At 72.8% G+C, this 16,521-nt stretch carries 17 protein-coding genes; 6 read left to right on the forward strand and 11 right to left on the reverse strand.

The genetic code is table 11. The annotated features are described in order from the left end of the window. Nucleotides 1-32 precede the first annotated feature (32 nt). The 6 genes from A6F73_RS35680 to A6F73_RS35705 all read right to left on the reverse strand — a co-directional run bounded on the left by A6F73_RS35680 (nt 33) and on the right by A6F73_RS35705 (nt 6,171). Nucleotides 33-3,941, reverse strand: a complete 3,909-nt coding sequence (locus A6F73_RS35680) for an ATP-binding protein (RefSeq protein ID WP_159398712.1) — start codon at nt 3,939-3,941, stop codon at nt 33-35. A gap of 221 nt (nt 3,942-4,162) precedes the next feature. After that, nucleotides 4,163-4,360 carry a hypothetical protein gene (locus tag A6F73_RS35685; RefSeq protein ID WP_063352468.1) on the reverse strand — a complete coding sequence of 66 codons (198 nt, stop codon included), beginning with the start codon at nt 4,358-4,360 and terminating at the stop codon, nt 4,163-4,165. 261 nt (nt 4,361-4,621) lie between these two features. Next, nucleotides 4,622-5,032, reverse strand: coding sequence for a DUF6328 family protein (locus tag A6F73_RS35690; protein ID WP_244293823.1), 411 nt, complete (start codon nt 5,030-5,032; stop codon nt 4,622-4,624). A 187-nt stretch (nt 5,033-5,219) separates the two neighbouring features. Beyond that, nucleotides 5,220-5,600, reverse strand: coding sequence for a hypothetical protein (locus A6F73_RS35695; RefSeq protein WP_159398713.1), 381 nt, complete (start codon nt 5,598-5,600; stop codon nt 5,220-5,222). Then, nucleotides 5,590-5,868, reverse strand: a complete 279-nt coding sequence (locus tag A6F73_RS35700; protein WP_063352470.1) for a hypothetical protein — start codon at nt 5,866-5,868, stop codon at nt 5,590-5,592. Before A6F73_RS35700 ends, A6F73_RS35695 begins: the two co-directional genes overlap by 11 nt. Nucleotides 5,869-5,955: 87 nt before the next feature. Next, nucleotides 5,956-6,171, reverse strand: a complete 216-nt coding sequence (locus tag A6F73_RS35705) for a hypothetical protein (protein ID WP_159398714.1) — start codon at nt 6,169-6,171, stop codon at nt 5,956-5,958. Between the two features lie 295 nt (nt 6,172-6,466). Between A6F73_RS35705 and A6F73_RS35710 the strand changes: the two genes are divergently transcribed. The 5 genes from A6F73_RS35710 (at nt 6,467) to A6F73_RS42400 (ending at nt 9,396) form a co-directional block, all read left to right on the forward strand. After that, nucleotides 6,467-6,760 (forward strand): hypothetical protein, encoded by a 294-nt coding sequence (locus A6F73_RS35710; protein WP_063352472.1) that lies wholly within the window; start codon nt 6,467-6,469, stop codon nt 6,758-6,760. Between the two features lie 330 nt (nt 6,761-7,090). Next, nucleotides 7,091-7,396 carry a hypothetical protein gene (locus A6F73_RS35715; RefSeq protein ID WP_063352473.1) on the forward strand — a complete coding sequence of 102 codons (306 nt, stop codon included), beginning with the start codon at nt 7,091-7,093 and terminating at the stop codon, nt 7,394-7,396. Nucleotides 7,397-7,661: 265 nt separating this feature from the next. Continuing rightward, a complete protein-coding gene (locus A6F73_RS35720) occupies nt 7,662-8,318 on the forward strand; it encodes a DedA family protein (protein WP_063352474.1) in 657 nt (218 codons plus the stop codon). Nucleotides 8,319-8,600: 282 nt separating this feature from the next. Beyond that, entirely contained in the window at nt 8,601-9,002 is a 402-nt protein-coding gene (locus tag A6F73_RS35725) for an SsgA family sporulation/cell division regulator (RefSeq protein WP_063352475.1), read from the forward strand. 238 nt (nt 9,003-9,240) lie between these two features. Next, a complete protein-coding gene (locus A6F73_RS42400; RefSeq protein ID WP_167745913.1) occupies nt 9,241-9,396 on the forward strand; it encodes a DUF6131 family protein in 156 nt (51 codons plus the stop codon). Nucleotides 9,397-9,601: 205 nt separating this feature from the next. Here A6F73_RS42400 and A6F73_RS35730 read toward each other — a convergent pair whose 3' ends face one another. Continuing rightward, complete coding sequence (locus A6F73_RS35730; protein ID WP_244293824.1) at nt 9,602-10,966, reverse strand: threonine/serine exporter family protein; 1,365 nt, start codon at nt 10,964-10,966, stop codon at nt 9,602-9,604. 547 nt (nt 10,967-11,513) lie between these two features. Between A6F73_RS35730 and A6F73_RS35735 the strand changes: the two genes are divergently transcribed. Continuing rightward, entirely contained in the window at nt 11,514-13,136 is a 1,623-nt protein-coding gene (locus A6F73_RS35735) for a ubiquinol-cytochrome c reductase cytochrome b subunit (protein WP_063352477.1), read from the forward strand. Between the two features lie 45 nt (nt 13,137-13,181). Here A6F73_RS35735 and A6F73_RS35740 read toward each other — a convergent pair whose 3' ends face one another. The 4 genes from A6F73_RS35740 to A6F73_RS35755 form a co-directional block, all read right to left on the reverse strand. Next, on the reverse strand, nt 13,182-13,571 hold the full coding sequence (locus A6F73_RS35740) for a cytochrome c oxidase subunit 4 (protein WP_063352478.1): 390 nt from the start codon (nt 13,569-13,571) through the stop codon (nt 13,182-13,184). Further along, complete coding sequence (gene ctaD / locus A6F73_RS35745; protein ID WP_063352479.1) at nt 13,568-15,247, reverse strand: cytochrome c oxidase subunit I; 1,680 nt, start codon at nt 15,245-15,247, stop codon at nt 13,568-13,570. The genes A6F73_RS35740 and ctaD overlap by 4 nt, the downstream gene beginning before the upstream one ends. A 230-nt stretch (nt 15,248-15,477) precedes the next feature. Then, the gene (locus A6F73_RS35750) at nt 15,478-15,957 is read right to left on the reverse strand and encodes an ATP-binding protein (RefSeq protein ID WP_079136549.1); all 480 of its coding nucleotides are present in this window, start codon (nt 15,955-15,957) and stop codon (nt 15,478-15,480) included. Between the two features lie 145 nt (nt 15,958-16,102). Then, nucleotides 16,103-16,519: an STAS domain-containing protein gene (locus tag A6F73_RS35755; RefSeq protein WP_079136550.1), complete on the reverse strand. Its 417-nt coding sequence runs from the start codon at nt 16,517-16,519 to the stop codon at nt 16,103-16,105. Between the last annotated feature and the right edge of the window lie 2 nt (nt 16,520-16,521).

Genomic DNA, 16,521 nt, shown 5'->3' on the forward strand with positions numbered 1-16,521 from the left:
TTGATCACCCGTGGGCGAGCCAACGGAACCCGTCAGCCGTTCAGCCAGCCGGACGCGTCGAACTGGGCCAAGCCCCTGTGGTCGGCCAGGACGTCGAAGTGGCGGTGCCGGCCCCACAGTCCCCGGTCGCCGATGACGAGCAGTCGCCTCCGGGCCCTGCTCACTGCGACGTTGAGGAGGTTGGGGCTGGCGGCCGCCCAGTCGCGGGCTCCGTTCTGGGACGCCACGGTACCCAGCAGCAGGATGACCACGTCCGCCTCCTTGCCCTGGGTGGTGTGCACCGTGCCGACCCGCTTGGCGGGAAGCCGGTTTCCGGCCGTCCGGCGCGCCTCGGCGACCACCTCACGGAACGGGCTCACCACGAACACGGACTTGCCGAGTCGCTCGCGCACCTCGGCGGCCGTCGTGGTGCTGAGGTCCACCGGCTGCCGGCCCTCTCGTAGTGCGGACTCCAACTCCTCCTGCTCGATCTGCGCGCGCAGCCGCTCCCCGAGGAGATCCAGCACCCTGCCCAGCACGAGCCCCTGCTGAGCCACCCACTTGCCGTCGGACTCGCCCCCGACAACGTCCAGCCAGACGCTGCGGTCGGCGATCGGATAGGGCGCTCGCTCACCCGTGCCGAACACCATCAACCCGTCGTAGGCGATACGGTTGCTGATCTCGAACATCGGATTGTCGCAACGGCGGTGCACCCGGAGCGGTGACCCCACCCACACCTCCGTCTCGCCGTCAGGGAGTTGGGCCGGGAGCCAGGTGCCGCACCGGGCGAGGCGGTCGGCGACCCGCTGGACCGAGGTGCGACCGGGCGCCCACTCCTGCGCCACTCCGTAGTGGGTGCGAAGCCGCTGCTGTGCCGTCCACGGCACCGTCACGACAGGTTCGAGCTGCAACGGGTCGCCGACGACGACCGCCCGGCGGGCCCGCCAGAGTGCGCCGACCGCCTGCTGTGGGGTGGCCTGCCCCGCCTCGTCGATGAACAGCCAGCCCAGGGCCTCGGAGCCAAGGCCCGCGAAGAGGCGGTCCAGCGAGGCGAAGGTCGTCGACACCACCGGCACGACCAGGAACAACAGTTGCCAGGCGGCCCGGACGGTTTCCGGCGGCAGGTCCTTCGGGGCGTCGCCGCCCACCACTTCCATCACCGCCTGAAAGCTGGTGAGCAGGCGCTTCGCCTCCGCCGCGAGGAAGGCCCTGTGCAGATCCAGCGCGGCGAGGAACACTCGGGTGCGGGCGGCGCTGAACTCCTCGTCCATCCAGGGGGCGGACATCTCCCGCCGGCCATCGGCCTGCGGGTCTCCGGGGAGTTCGGCCCAGTCCTCGGCCGGCACGTGTGCGCGCCACCGTCGCGTCGCATCGGAGACCTTGCGGGCGGCGATGTCGGCGGTGGTCCGAGCCGTGGCGGCTGCCTGCTCGGCAGCGGTGACGGCCTGTTCCGCGCGGCGCAGGCTGTCCAGTCGGCTCGCGCGCGAGCGCTGCGCCGCGGCCTCGGCGGCAGCGGCCTCCTTGCTGGCGGCTCGTACGCCGGCAAGGAGCTCGCCGAGTCGGCCGAGCGCGGTCTCCGATACCTCCCATGCTGTTTCGGCCTGAGCCAGAGCACTCACCAGCGGTTCCCGCCCACGCAGCCACCTCTCCTCCGCATCTGAGGAGAGCCAGGCGCGTAGCCGGCGAGGACGCTGCCGCGCGTCGTACGAGCGCAGGTCGTCGAGCCGCGACTGGCACACTCCGCGGCGCAGCTCCACGGTGGCCTGGGCCTCGGCCAACGTCGTGGACACCTGGTGCTCGGTCTGCTGCGTGGCCGCCAGCCGTTCAGTCGCGCTCTGCGCCGCGGCGTGCGCGTCGGCCAGTGCGCGCTCGGTCGGGGCCTTGTTCGCCCGGGCCGCTGCCACAGCGGCTTCGGCACCCCGTAGCTGTCGCGCCAGGAGCTCCCGGCTGTCGCGTGCGGCGGCCGCGGCCTCCCTGGCCGCGGCCAGCTCCTGGACGGCCTGGCGCGCCTGGGTGAAGCGGCGCACCGCCAGCGGCCAGGGCTCGCCCAGCGCGGCGGTGGCCGGCGCGTCCGGTGCATCTGAGGCATCTGAGGCACCTGGGGCACCTGGCACGCGGCTGCCACCGAGCGGGTTCCGATCCGGGCCAGGTCTGGCGTCGCCGTTCAACTCCTTCTGCCGGAGCAGGAGATCACGCAGACCCCGGCCGGTGGACACGGCTTGTCGGCGGCTCTGTCCGGGGCGTCGCGGGTCGGCCGTCTCCTGCATCTCCCTGCCCCACCAGAAGCGGCTGACGAACTGGGAGCGGTTCGCGCGATTGCCGAGAGGTGCCGCGACCGCTCCCCACGCATCCGCGCCGCCCAGCAGCAGCCTGCCCTGCGCTGAGAGGTAGTCGGCCTCCTCACACCACTCCTCGGCTACCGCGGATGCGGACGGGATCTCGGTCGTCACGTTCTCGACCGCGCCGTTGTTGGCGGACGCGATGACGATCTCGTAGCCCGTCAGCTCCTCCCGCAGCCCGTGAAGCCTCCGGTTCCACTGGCCGGAACTCCAGGTGTGGACCTTGCCGAACGCGTCCGCCGGAGAGACCAACGCCGCCAGCCGCTCAGCACGTTGCACCACCAAGGCGGCGATCAGGTCCCGGAGCATGGTGGTCTTGCCCGTGCCGGGCGGCCCGTTGACCGCGTAGAGGCCGCTGCCCCCGGCGCCACCCAGCTCTGCCAACGCGCTGTTCACCGCGAACTGCTGGCTGAGGACCAGGGGTTGGTCACTCCTGCCGGGCCACCGGCCGAGCGGGGCGGCTGTCGGACGGACACCGTCCAGCAGGATCTGCGGCTGTTGCCGCACGTCGGTCCGGCGGCCGGAGTCCATAGTTGCGGTGGGCCGCAGATACTCCTCCAGCGCCCGTCCCGACCTGCCCTCCGCGAGCGCCGCAGTCACCTGTTCCAGGTCCGCGGCGATGAAACTGTTGAGGAAGTCGGACTGGTCGCTCTCCGCGCTCTGCGACTCCCGGACGGTGTAGCTCTTCACCCGCACGGCGTCCGGCCGCAGCGCCTCCGCGATCCCGAGCTGCTCGGCGACCCAGCGGGTGACGGCCGCGAGGTCCCTGACCTCAAGCGGTTTCAGGCCCAACGGAACGGGGAGATCGCTCGTCGGGTCCGACTCCTGGGCTTCTTCCGCCGCCTCCGCGTCGTCCCCGGAATGCAGAGCGTCGGAATCGGCACCACCCGCGGGGTGCAGGGCGCCGTCGAGGGCTCCCTCCACCCGCTGGGTCACGTGATCGCTCACCCGGCTGCTGACCCGGTCCGCGAGCGAGTCCGCCGCCGATCCGGTCAGCGTCTCGGCGACCGCCTGGGTGATCGAGCCCAGCGCGGCACCCGCCACGGTGCCCACCGTCGAGGCGATCCCGCCGACGGCCGCGCCGAGCACGACATCGACCGCCACACCCGCGATCGCACCGAGCGCCGATCCGGGTCCGGAGGGCGCGCCGCCCGCTCCTCGCCGCTGTTCCACCACCGGGAGCCGACCGTCGCCCAGCTCCAGGAGGGTGGAGACGCACAGCTCCGAGTCCTTCTCGAAGCCGTCGAGCCAGGCCGGGTCCGCCGGCCCCGGGCGCAGGGCCCGGCCCACCGCCCACGCGCACGACGAGATCGTCACGCTGTCCTTGAGCAGCAGCCCCTGGTCGTTGACCGAGAAGCAGAGCACCGCGCTCTGGCCGCCCAAACGGCCGTCGAAGTCCTCGGTGGGCCCGTCGGTGCCGAACACGCCGAGCAGCGTGTCACGCAGTGCGGTGAGTTCAAACACGCCCGCGTACACCGTGTGCTGCCAAGATCGCCCGCGGCCCGGCGAGCGCCGGCGGAGCCGGTGGTCCGGCTCCCACGGCAGCGGTCGGCCGTCCCAGACCGGATAGACGTCCTTCGACGGATCCACCCCGTCGACCTTCTGCGGGCTGAACAACTCCACAGCCCGCCAGTACCGGACGATCGCAGCCCTGCGCCCACGCTCTCCACCGGCCATCCCCACGCCCCCTCATGCCAGCCCCACCTGGTGAGCAAGCAGCGTACGGGATCACGAACTACCCAACGTGGGTCTTGGCGACTTCGGCGAATCGGGTGATAGCAGCTCGCCGGGCCCCGGTTCACCGGCAGCCGACCTGGTGCGCCTGCCGAGCACGCCGTCGCCGGTCAGGGGGCCTGGGTGTCGGCTGCGGGTGGGGTGGGCGCGTCGTCGGCGTCGGCGGGCTCGTCGGCCTTGGCGCGGACGTCCTTCGGGGTGGGCGCCACGATGTTCCGTTCCTCCGCGGACCGCTCCCGTACGGTGTCGTCGCCGTCCCGCGAGGCGTCGTGCTCCGCGGGGGTGGTGCCCGTGTCGTGCGTGCTCATGGCGTAGCCCTTCTCATCAGGTCAGTTGGCAGATTCGGTGCGCTCTGGAGGCGGCCTCGCGGGCCCGGTGGTTGCTTCTTGCTCGAACCGGCAGGCATGGCCTCTCCTCCTCGGGTTGCCCCGGCGTCTACCCCGAACGTCGGTCGCGACGCGTTCGTACGGCCTCGGAGATCCAGTTGGCGGGCCCTGCCGGTCCTGGCTCCGCTCCGGCCGCTCCGGCCACGACGCCACGACGGGATCCGGACGCGTGCAGGACCGGCGCTAAGGAGCCGTCCGGCGGGCGGCCGTGCGCCGCAGCACGATCTGGGGCAGAACAAGCCAGGTGGTGGTGAACCAGAGCAGGACGGCTGCGCTGAGGGCCCACGCAGCGACCGGGTTGCCGGTGGCGGTGCGCAGCAGGAGCAGCAGGGCGGCGGCGATGGTGAGGGCCAGGGTGACGAGGCCGGTGGCGATGAAGTGGCCGGCGACGTGGATGAGTTCGGGTTTCATGTCGCGGCCGGCGAGGAGGCGGTGGAAGGCCACGGGGGCGACGAGCGTGCCGGTGGCGAGGGCGCCGAGGATGACGGTGGCGACGTAGAGGCCCTTGTCGAAGTCGGGCAGGCCGGCGAAGCGCGGGGTGAAGGCCACGCTGATGAGGAAGCCGAAGAGGATCTGCGCGCCGGTCTGGCACACCCGGACCTCCTAGAGCATCTCGCTCCAGAGCCGGTCGGCCCGTTCCTGGGGCGTCTCGTCCCTGCCCCCGCCGGGCGACTTGTCGTCCTTCAGCACGGTGTCGTCTCCCTATGCGCGGATCCGCGGGTGCGCGATTCGGGCAGGTCGGCAGGCCCACAGGTCGGTGCCGGCCCTTCGGGCGGCCGGGTCAGGGGCGGTCTTCGTGGTGGCCGCAGAGCCAGGCCAGCGCTTGGTAGGCGCCCAGGGCGTACGCGGCGTTCGCGCCTTCGTCCGCGCCGTCGCCCCCACCCGAGGCCGCGGCCAAGGCCGAGGTGTCGCGCAGACGGACGGCGGCGGCCTGGCACTCGGCCAGGAGCTGCGCCCGGCACGGCCCGGTGGCGCCGAGCGCGGCGGCAGCGGTGAGGGGCGCCGCGACCTGGGCGCCGGCGGCCCACCGGTAGGCCCCCAGGATCCCGTGGTCGAAACCGGTCCACGGCTGCGGGCGGCCGTTGGCCGCCTCGATCGCGTCGAACACCTCGTCCAGCAGGCGCACCCCTACCGCCGGGATCGTCGTCTCGTCACTGGTCATGCCCGCAACCTACGTCGCCCGGACGCGGCCCGCCCCCGGGCACCCGGTCCGCCCCGGGGCCGGCCGGACGGACGCTGGGCAATCGGGTGAACCCCACGACGGCCGCCGCGGTGGCGCCGACAGGTCCGGATCCGGCTCGGAGCGCGGTGCGCAGCGCCGGGAGCAGGGTGGCCTCGGCCCAGGTGAGGAAGGCCGGCCGGCTGTCGCCGCCGACCGGGATGAGGGGGGCCTCGCCGAAACTCGGCGCGCAGCGCTGTTCGGTCATCATCGTGTATCCGATCTGCGCCCGAACGCGGCAGGCGCCCGCACCACCGCTGTTCGTGACGGCCCGTGCTCAAGGGCGGCGGCGAATCACTCAGTCGCCCGCCGCGGGCAAGGCGATGCGGCGCACCTGACCGGCTTCCAGCTCGACGACGACGGCCAGCACCGGGCGCAGCCAGCGCACCATCGACGGCACGCCCGGATGCGGCTTTCGAAGCCGCCCGGCGACGGGCGACCCGAGCTCGGCCCGCTCCTGCCCGGACAACTCGCGAGTCACCAACCGCCGACCGTCGACGAGCACCACCAGCAACCGCCCAGGTTCGCCGGGCTCGTCCGGCTCGCTGACGGCCCCGACCACCCAGCCCCTCACCGCAGCCCGCCCGGACACCGTTCCAGCGCGGGCGGCACGATCATCGACGGACTCCTTCCGTACACGAGGTGTGATCACCCGAGCATGGCAGCAGGCCCTGACGGGCGCGATCCATGCGGTCGTCGATCCCGCCGCTCTTCCAGACGGGGACGGGCACGGAAACCGGGCAAGGGTGCTCGCCTCGAAAGGCCCACCTCCGGATGTGGGTCCGCCGGCGATGGCCGAGGCTCGGTGCATGGCATCGATCATCGTGCTCTTCGAGCTGGAGCCCGACGGGGCCATCGGTGCGGAAAGTGCGGAAGGCACGGACGGTGCGGAAGGCGCCGAGCCCGCCGTGATCGCGGTGCACGCCGCCGGAGCCGATCCCGACGTGCCCGAGGACCCGCAGCCGTACACGCTGTGCGGGCTGGAGACCGGCCCGATGGAACACACGCACTACCGGCCGGTCCGGCCCGGCGAGCCCTGGTACCCGCCCACCCTCGCCGACCAGCGGTGCCAGGAGTGCGAGCGCGCCCTGCGCACGCAGTGACCGCCGTGCTGGGGAGAGGCGGGCGACCCCGCCCGGAGCCTGCAACTGCACGTCAGCGCGCCCCGGCACGTACGGCGTCACGGCCCGCGCGGGTTTCACCCCGTCGCGGTACCTGGGGTGACCGCCCGCCGGCGCCACGTCTCCACCGATCACGGGCGTCGTGCTGGGGCGGGGCACGCCTTCAGGTTCTCTGCCATCGCGCGCGCGGCCGGTCGGAGCCCGTCCGCCGGGGGTGGCCCGGGCTGGTCCGGATGCCACCGAGCGGGTGCGGCGGACCGGCCCAGCAGCGACGTTGAGAAGATGGACATCGTCGTCGTACTTGAGCTAGACATGCCGACCAACGTGCGGCTCCTCGGCCCCGACCACACCCCGGCGGACCCGGAGAGCCCGGTGCGCCGCGTACACGTCGCCCCCGCGGAAGCCTCGGGCACCTGCGGCCTCCGCACCCTGTGCGGCCTGGACACCGACGGAATGACCCTCGCCCCGCACCGCTACGCCCACCAACCTCCACCGCACTGGCTCACCTGCAGCACGTGCCAGGCCGCCAGACAGGACCCCGCACCCGACACCACCGAAGCGGCCGCCCAGGAGCAGCGCGAGGACGACGCCCACCCGGCGGAAACCGCCGCACACTGAGCACCGCACCCACCGCACCCACCGCGTCGAGCGCGCGGGCGCGCGGGCGCGCGGGCGCGCGGGCGGCGGCCGACGGCCGGTCGCCTCCTCAGCGCGAGCCGATGCTTCGGACCGAACGCGCAGTGGGCCCGGCCCGGCAGTCCGGCAGTCCGGCAGTCCGGGCAGTCCGGCAGTCCGGCAGGCTGCTCATCGGCCGCTCCCCCGGCCCTCGACGCACGCGTTACATTGAGGCGCAAGGGGCGGCAGATCCCGAACGGGGTGGCTGATGCACTCGATCACCGACTGGCTGGACGGCCTGTCCGGCCCGGTCGTGTACGCGGTCGTCGCCGCCCTCGTCTTCGCCGAGGACGCCCTCTTCTTCAGCTTCCTCATCCCCGGCGAGAGCGCCGCCGTCCTCGCCGGTTTCCTCGCGCACCAGGGCAGGGTGTCCATCGGCTGGCTGGTCCTCGCCGTGGTCGGCGCGGCCGTCCTGGGGGACTCCGTCGCGTACGAGATCGGCCGCCGCATCGGCCCGGCGGTCCTCGACACGCGCATGCTGCGACGCCATGAGGAGCAGGTCGACAAGGCCCGTGACCTGATCCGCCGGCGGGGGCCGGCCGCCGTCTTCTTCGGCCGTTTCGTCGCCTTCTTCCGCCCCGTGGTGCCGACGCTGGCCGGCGTCTCCCGCATGCCGTACCGCCGTTTCCTCCTCTTCAACGCCCTCGGCGGCCTCGCCTGGGGCGTGGGGTTCACCCTCCTCGGCTACTTCGCGGGGGCCGCCTACACCAAGGTCGAGGGCACGGTCGGCGGCGTCGTCGCCGCCCTGCTCGCCGCGGCGGTCGTCATCGCCCTCATCGTCTGGCGCGTACGCCGCCGCAGGTCCGCGGCCCGTACGCGGTCCCGCCGTACGCAGTCCCGCGAGGGCCAGGACGCGAAGCACTGACGGCCGGACCGCCCTACCGACCGCACCGCGCGCGCCGGGGCCCGCGAACGGCCAAGGCGGCGCGCCCGGCGACGGGCCGGGGCCGGGAACCGCGCCGGAACGGGCCACACCGGCCCTGGCCCGCGCCGGAACGGTCCGTGCATGAGCGAACACGCCGCGCACGCGGGGTTTCCGCATCAGGGCCATGAATCGGCCCGGGGAGGGTAGCCGAGCGCTGCCGCCGCCGGCGCTCGGTGCCGCTGCGGACAACCCGGCGCCACAGCCAGAAACGGAGTCCGTCGCATGACCGTCGTCACCTCCTGGTCCACCGCCGTCACGCTGCCCGAAGGCCCGTTCCCCGACGTGACCGTCGAGGCGCAACTGCGCTTCGACACCTCGCTGCCGTACGCGGTGTGCCTGGTCTTCCCGCCCCTCGGGGGCGGCGGGGAGGCGCAGTGGGTCTTCTCGCGTGACCTGCTGGACGAGGGCCGCCACGCCCCCGCCGGCCACGGGGACGTGACGGTCGCGCCCGGGCGGGCGGGCCGGGTCCTGGTCACCCTGTGCGCCGAGAACGGCCGGGCCGTGATCAGCATCCCCGCGGACGCCGTGACGGCCTTCCTCCTCGACTCCTTCGCCCTGGTGCCGGCCGACACCGAATCCGACCACCTCGACATCGACGCCGTCCTCGACCGGATCCGGTCCTGACCCGCCACGGCCGACGGCGACGACCGCTCGGCGAAGGGCCGGGCATGCCCGAGCGGGGAACCGACCCATTCCGCTGCGGGCAGGATGGTTTGCCCGGCCCGCAGAGCGGTACACGCGGATCATGGGCGCGGCCGGAGAAACGACGGCTCCACCACCCCCGGACGGTTCCGGCATCACCATCGAACGGCCGGACCGGCCCCTCCTGACAACCGTCCCAGTCACCACACGGGAGGACCTCGTGATCGTCCTCGGCGTCATCCTGCTCATCATCGGTTTCGTCACCGGGATCTCGATCCTGTGGACCATCGGCATCATCCTGGCCGTCATCGGCCTCGTCCTGTGGATCGCGGGCTCCGTCGGGCACGCCGTCGGCGGGCGTCGTCACTACTACTGATCCACTCGTCCTACTTTCTGCACCACCCGCCCCAACCCCTGATCCGCCCGTTCACCGGCTCGTGCGGCTGTCAGCCCCGGCACCACGTGGGTGCCGACGCCGACAGCCGCACGGCGCCGCCCGCCGCCCGCCGCCCTCAGCGGCGGAGGCGGCTCGCCCTCAACGACGGTGGCGGCCGGCCGTCAACGACGGTGGCGGCCGGCCCTCAGCGGCGGTGCCGCCCGGCGCTGCGGCCGGGCGCCGGGACCACGCCCGGGGCCGGGAGGAACAGCCGGGCGACCTCGCGGCCCAGGTTCACACCGATCGCCACCGCCATCGCCGTGGCCGTGGCGCGCCCGACGCCGACGAGCCCGATCTCGGGCTCGCCCCGGACGAAGGCGAGCAGCCCGAAGTACAGCAACGAGCCGGGCAGCAGCGGCCCCAGGGCCGCGGTGACGTACGGCAGCGAGGAGCTTCCCCGGTAGCGGGCCATGAGCTGGCCGGACAGGCCCACCAGCCCGGCGGCGAGGCCGGTGGCCATGATGGGCTCGCCGCCGGCGTTGACCAGCACGCCGTACGTCGTCCAGCCGACCCCGCTGTTGAGCAGGACGGCCGGCAGCGTGCCCGGCTCGGTGTTGAGCAGCACCGCGAAGGTCAGGGTGAGCAGGAGCGCCGCCACCAGTTGGAGCGGCGGGTTCGACGCGGCGACCGGGGCGGGCCGGGTCGCCAGGTCGGCGCCGTTGTTGACGCCGATGTAGAGCACGGTCATCACCCCGACCACCACGCCGGCCATCATGTACAGCGTTTCCATCAGGCGTGCGGCCGCGGTGAGGTAGAAACCCGCGAGGCCGTCCTGCGCCGCCGCCACCATGGGCCATCCGGGCAGGAGCGTGTACAGCCCTCCGGTGATCACCACCGATCCGCCCAGGTTCAGCCCGTTGAAGGAGAGCAGGATGCCGATCGCCGCCGCCGGGGTCGCGGCCGTCGCGATCCGGTAGAACTCCGGGAGGTCGTGGCGTCCGACCAGCGCCGAGAGCCGGTCGCCGGCCAGTGCCGCGGCGACGGCGCTGACGAACACCAGCCAGGCCCGGGCGTCGGCCCGGCCGCCGACCAGCAGCGTCGCGGCGCCGGCCAGCAGGCCGGAGGACAGGACCAGGAGCCACGCGGGGTAGTGGCGGCAGTGCCGGCGCACGGCCCTCAGCCGGTGGTGGGCGTCGTCGACGACGAGTCCGCCGGTCGTGATCTCGGTGACCAGCCGGAAGAGCACGGCCAGCCGCGCGTAGTCCCCGGCCGGGTGGCGCACGGACCGCTCGACCGTCACGGGCGGCTCCGAGGGGCCCGGCTGGTACGAGATCGCCACCCGGGTGAAGGTGACCTGGGGGTCGCAGGGCTGGGCCCGGTAGGCCTGCGCGACGGCGAGCATGGCGGCCTCGACGTCCTCGGCGGCCTCGCCGCAGGCCAGCATCAGCTCACCCACCAGCAGTGCGAGGTCCAGGACGGCGGCCACCACGGCCGGTCCCGGGTCGTCCGCGCCGGGTTCGCCGGTCACCAGCGGGCGGTCGGTGGTCGGGGTGCGCAGCAGCGGCAGCATCAGGTCCGGCCAGGCCGCCGTGCCCTCGGCATCGACGGGTCCGCTCTCCGCCCCGGGCGGCGCCGGCCGGCCGGGCGCCCGGCCCTCCCCCTGAACTAGACCTTCCCCGGAGGCGGGGGCGGCCCCGGGGGCCTCCTCCGGACTCGCCTGGGGCGGGACTCTTCCGGTCCGGCTCGCCGGCCCGTCCGCCTCGGCCCGCACGCCGAACTGCTCGTGTTCCGGCATCGTCGCTCCCTGCCGCACCCCCCACCTGATGACCTTTCGCACCCACTCGACTACCCGCAGCCATCATTTCGTGAACGTCCCGACCGGAGCGCGGGGGTCCGTTCACGCCCGCCGTCCGTGGGTCGGCCCGCTGCCTCCAGACCAGGGCTCGGGGAGAATCCGCAGGTCAGCGGGCCGACGCCGGAACCTGGGAGGGCGGAGGAGCACCGAGCCGCGGCCGTCCGAGTGAAGCCCGTAGTGGTGGGCGAGCCCCGTCCGGCCGTCCCGCCGCCACGGGATATGGCTATCGGGACACACGATCGGAGCGGACGGGAGGAGCGGCGTGCGGCTGTCGAGGTGGAGGGCGCGGGCCGGGCGGCGGGCGGAGCGGGCCGCCCGGAGCACGGCGGTCGCGCTGGACCGGCGGCTGCCGCTGTTCGACGGGGCCAAGGGCCTGCTCCGGAAGGTCTTTCCCGACCACTGGTCCTTCCTGCTCGGCGAGTTGGCGCTCTACACCTTCGTGCTGCTGCTGTTGACCGGCGTCTTCCTGACGTTCTTCTTCACACCGTCCATGACCGAGATCGTGTACGCCGGAACGTACCCGCCGCTTCGCGGGGTGCGGATGTCCCAGGCGTACGCCTCGACGCTGTCGATCAGTTTCGACGTGCGCGGCGGCCTGCTGATCCGCCAGATCCACCACTGGGCGGCACTGGTGTTCACCGCCGCGATCTGCGCGCACCTGCTGCGCATCTTCCTCACCGGCGCGTTCCGCCGCCCCAGGGAGGTCAACTGGCTGGTGGGACTGACGCTGTTCCAACTCGCCCTGCTGGAGGGTTTCGCCGGCTATTCGCTGCCCGACGACCTGCTCTCCGGCACCGGTCTGCGCACGGCCCAGGGCTTCATCCTGTCGGTCCCGCTGGTCGGCACCTACCTGAGCTTCTTCCTCTTCGGCGGGGAGCTTCCCGGGCACGACATCGTCCCCCGGTTGTACAGCGCGCACATCCTGCTGCTGCCTGGTCTCCTGCTCGGCCTGATCACCGCGCACCTGATCCTGGTCTTCCACCTCAAGCACACGCAGTGGGCCGGGCCCGGACGCACCAACCGCAACGTCGTCGGAAAGCCCCTCTTCCCGCACTTCAGCGTCCAGACGGCGGGCCTGATGGCGATGGTCTTCGGGGTGCTGGCGCTGGCCGCCGCCCTCGCCCAGGTCAACCCGATCTGGCTGTACGGGCCCTACCGCCCCGACCAGGACTCCACCGACGCGCAGCCGGACTGGTACATGGGGTTCATCGAGGGCGCGCTGCGGCTGATGCCCGGGGCCGAGACGCGGCTGTGGGGCCACACCGTCGCCTGGAACCCGCTGATTCCGGCCGTGCTGTTCCCGCTGCTGTTCTTCACCGCCCTGTACGGCTATCCGTTCTTCGAGCGCTGGATCACCCCGGGGAGCGGCGAGCAGCACCTGTGCGACCGCCCCCGCAACCGGCAGACCCGGACGGCACTGGCTGTCGCCGGGACGTGCTTCTACGTCGTGCTGCTGGTCGCCGGCGGCCAGGACGTCGTCGCCCGGGCACTGGACGTGCCGGTGGAGGGCCTGAACTGGTTCCTGCGGGTGGGCCTGTTCGTCGGGCCGGCGGTGGCCTTCTGGATCACCCGGCGCCTGTGCCTGGCCTTGCAGGAGCGGGACCTGGAGCGGGTGGCGGAGGGAGACGAGACCGGGTTCGTGCACGAGGCCGTCGAGGGTGCCTTCCACGGCGAGCACCGGCCGCTTCCCACCGGCCTGCGCTACACGCTGGCCCTGCGCGACGCGCCGCTTCCCCTGCCGGCGCCGGGCGAGGGCGCCTCGCGGCGCGCACGGCTGCGGGCCGCCCTGAGCTCCTGGTACTACCGGGACAACGTGGAGACGGCGATGGACGAGCCGCAGCCGGAGCCGCTCGCGCCCGCCGACGCGGGACGCGCCGAGCGGTGACCCCCAACGACCGACCGCTGACGACCGACCGCCGACCGGCCGGACTCACTGCCCGCGCTGGGCGTGCTGAAAGACGAAGCCCAGGACGCCGGCGCCCGTCACACCCGCTCCGATGAGGAAGAGCCACAAGGCGTACACCAGCCCCAGCCCGGCGACCGCGACGCCCGCGGCGGTGAGCAGCGGGTAGTAGCTGCGCGGTGCGAAGAACTCCAGCGGCCCGACGCCGGTGACGATCTCGGCGTCGGTGCGGTCCTGCGGCCGGCGGCCGCGGCGGGAGTACTGGGTCCGGAAGAAGAACGCGATCAGCGTGGACATCATGAAGGCCACGACCAGCGCCGCCTTGCCGGCCGGCTCCCGGGCGAACCAGCCGTAGATCGAAGCGGCGACGGCGAAGAACAGCGCGACGCCCGCGAACAGGTAGGACTCGGTCTTCACCGCGCGTTCTCCTCGCCTTCGAGCGCCATGCGCGAATACTCCGGGTGGTGCAGGTCGAAGGCCGGGCCTTCGGAGCGGATGCGGGGCAGGGCGTGGAAGTTGTGGCGCGGCGGCGGGCAGGAGGTCGCCCATTCCAGGGAGCGCCCGTAGCCCCACGGGTCGTCCTCGGTGACCGGGACTCCGTACCTGGCGGTGCGCCACACGTTGTACAGGAAGGGCAGGGTCGACGCGCCCAGCAGGAACGCGCCGACGGAGGAGACGGTGTTCAGGGTGGTGAAGCCGTCCGAGGGCAGGTAGTCGGCGTAGCGGCGCGGCATGCCCTGGGCGCCGAGCCAGTGCTGCACGAGGAAGGTGATCTGGAACGCGGGCAGCAGCATCCAGAAGTGGATCCTTCCGAGGCGTTCGTCCAGCAGCCGGCCGGTGATCTTGGGCCACCAGAAGTAGAAGCCGGCGAACATCGCGAACACGACCGTCCCGAAGAGGACGTAGTGCAGGTGGGCGACCACGAAGTAGCTGTCGGTGACGTGGAAGTCGATCGGGGGCGCGGCCAGCAGGACGCCGGTCAGCCCGCCGAGGAGGAAGGTCACCAGGAAGCCGAGGGCGAACAGCATGGGCGTCTCGAAGGAGAGCGAGCCGTTCCACAGGGTGCCGATCCAGTTGAAGAACTTCACCCCGGTCGGCACCGCGATGAGCAGCGAGGCCAGGGAGAAGAACGGCAGCAGCACCTGGCCGGTGGCGAACATGTGGTGGGCCCACACGACCGCGGACAGCGCGGTGATCGCGATCGTGGCACCGATCAGTCCGTAGTAGCCGAAGACCGGTTTGCGGCTGAACACCGGGATGACCTCGGAGATGATGCCGAAGAACGGCAGCGCCACGATGTACACCTCGGGGTGGCCGAAGAACCAGAACAGGTGCTGCCACAGCATCGCCCCGCCGTTGGCCGGGTCGAAGACGTGGGCGCCCAGCTTGCGGTCCGCCTCCAGCGCGAACAGCGCCGCGGTCAGCGGGGTGAAGGCGAGCAGCGCGAGGATCGAGGTGAACAGCACGTTCCAGGTGAAGACCGGCATCCGGAACAGCGTCATGCCCGGTGCCCGCAGGCAGACGATGGTGGTGATGAAGTTGACGGCTCCCAGGATCGTGCTCAGACCCGCCACGATCAGCCCGACGGCCCACAGGTCGGCGCCCGTTCCCGGGCTGTGGAGCGGCCCGTTCAGCGGGGCGTAGGCGAACCAGCCGAACGACGCGGCGCCGTCGGTGGTCAGGAAGCCCCCGACCACCATCAGGCCGCCGAACAGGTACACCCAGTACGTGAACGCGTTCAGCCGGGGGAACGCCACGTCCGGGGAACCGATCTGCAGCGGCATCACGGCGTTCGCGAAACCGGCGAACGTCGGTGTGGCGAACAGCAGCATCATGATCGTCCCGTGGATGGTGAACAACTGGTTGTACTGCTCGTTGCTCACCACCTGCAGTCCCGGCCGCATGAGCTCCGCGCGCATGAGCATCGCCAGCAGCCCGGCGAACAGGAAGAACCCGAACGCCGTCGTCAGGTACAGGTTGCCGATGGCCTTGTGGTCGGTCGTGCTCAACCACCGCAGCACCGCCGAGCCTTGACGCCGGCGGGCCACGCCGGGCGCCGGGCGGGCGGCGGCCCGCCGCCGGGTCTGCGCCATCCGCTTCCTCCTCCTGCCGGGGCCGCCCGCACCCGCAGGAGAAAAACGCGGAGACGCTCGCCGGGACACACGCTGTGTCGCCATGCAATCACCCACCGCCCCAAGGGCCCCTGAAGCGGAGTCGGCGTGGCGGCCCCGGCCGGGCGCGGATGACGAAGTCGGCGCACTGGTGCGATCCGGCGAGGCGCCGCCACGGGTCAGCCGCGAGTCAGCCGCGAGTCGGCCGCGGGTCAGCTACGGATCAGCCGCGCGGCGTCGAACTCGGCCCAGATCGTCTTCCCGTGGCTGTGCGGTTCGGCGCCCCACCGGTCGGCGGTCCGCTCCACGATGAACAGGCCGTGGCCGCCGGGCAGGGCCGGGTTGTGCGGGCGGCGCGGGGTGGGCAGGGTCGGGCTGCGGTCGCTGACCTCGGCCCGCAGGCGGGCCCCGGTGACGTCCAGGACCAGTTCCAGCGGGCCGTCGCCGTGGAGCATGGCGTTGGCGACGAGTTCCGCCACCAGCAGGACGACGTCCGCGAGGGTGCCTTCGCCGGCGCCGGGCCCGGCGGCGGACGCGTACCAGTCGTCGAGGGCGCGGGCGGTGAAGGTCCTGGCGTGGGCGACCGGTTTGGGGATGCCGGACAGGGTCAGCCGCCTGCGCTGGCCGCCGACGGGCAGCGCAGGGCCCGGCTGGTGCGGGTCACCGTCCAGGGTTCCCCGGCTCATCGTCATGTGAGGACACCCTTTCGGATCGACGGCGGTCTCGCACGGTCGGTTTCCCGGCAGTTCTCGGATTATGCCCCGCGCCGGCGTCGAACCGGGGCCGGGGCGGTCGGCCGGCCTCGGGCCGAGGCCCTGGCGGCCCGAGTCGGGGCGGTCAGGCCGCCAGGGCCTCGTCGACCGAGTCGTGGATGGAGAACACCGCCTGCGCGCCGGTCAGTTCGAGGACCCGCATGACGGTGGGCGCCACGGCGGCCAAGTGCAGGTCCAGCCCCTCCTCCGCCGCCGCGAGGCGGGTCTTGAGCAGGAGGTTCAGGCCGGAGGAGTCGCAGAAGCCCACCCCGGCGAGGTCGATCACCACCGCGCCGCGGCGCTGCGCGATCACGCTGGTGAGCAGGTTGGCGGCCGAGGCGAGCGTCTCGATGTCGAGGTCGCCCACGAGGGCGCACACCACCGCACCGGAGGCCGTGGCACGGGTCTCGACCACCAGTTCCGCGGGGCGCGGGGACGCTGCCGGCGCGGCGGCCGCCCGAACGTCGTCGAATGGCATCATCGTCGTCTCCTCCATGTCCATGC

Origin of the sequence: Streptomyces sp. MJM8645, assembly GCF_001625365.1 — a bacterium.
Taxonomy (GTDB): Bacteria; Actinomycetota; Actinomycetes; order Streptomycetales; family Streptomycetaceae; genus Kitasatospora.

Coding starts and splice junctions, on each gene's coding strand:
- A6F73_RS35725 (WP_063352475.1), top strand. CDS start 8,601: ATGACCGTCGTCACCTCCTGGTCCACCGCCGTCACGCTGCCCGAAGGC.
- A6F73_RS35715 (WP_063352473.1), top strand. CDS start 7,091: ATGCCGACCAACGTGCGGCTCCTCGGCCCCGACCACACCCCGGCGGAC.
- A6F73_RS35730 (WP_244293824.1), bottom strand. CDS start 10,966: ATGCTGCCGCTGCTGCGCACCCCGACCACCGACCGCCCGCTGGTGACC.
- A6F73_RS35750 (WP_079136549.1), bottom strand. CDS start 15,957: ATGACGATGAGCCGGGGAACCCTGGACGGTGACCCGCACCAGCCGGGC.
- A6F73_RS35720 (WP_063352474.1), top strand. CDS start 7,662: ATGCACTCGATCACCGACTGGCTGGACGGCCTGTCCGGCCCGGTCGTG.
- A6F73_RS35710 (WP_063352472.1), top strand. CDS start 6,467: ATGGCATCGATCATCGTGCTCTTCGAGCTGGAGCCCGACGGGGCCATC.
- A6F73_RS35755 (WP_079136550.1), bottom strand. CDS start 16,519: ATGGACATGGAGGAGACGACGATGATGCCATTCGACGACGTTCGGGCG.
- ctaD (WP_063352479.1), bottom strand. CDS start 15,247: ATGGCGCAGACCCGGCGGCGGGCCGCCGCCCGCCCGGCGCCCGGCGTG.
- A6F73_RS35700 (WP_063352470.1), bottom strand. CDS start 5,868: ATGATGACCGAACAGCGCTGCGCGCCGAGTTTCGGCGAGGCCCCCCTC.
- A6F73_RS35685 (WP_063352468.1), bottom strand. CDS start 4,360: ATGAGCACGCACGACACGGGCACCACCCCCGCGGAGCACGACGCCTCG.
- A6F73_RS35695 (WP_159398713.1), bottom strand. CDS start 5,600: ATGACCAGTGACGAGACGACGATCCCGGCGGTAGGGGTGCGCCTGCTG.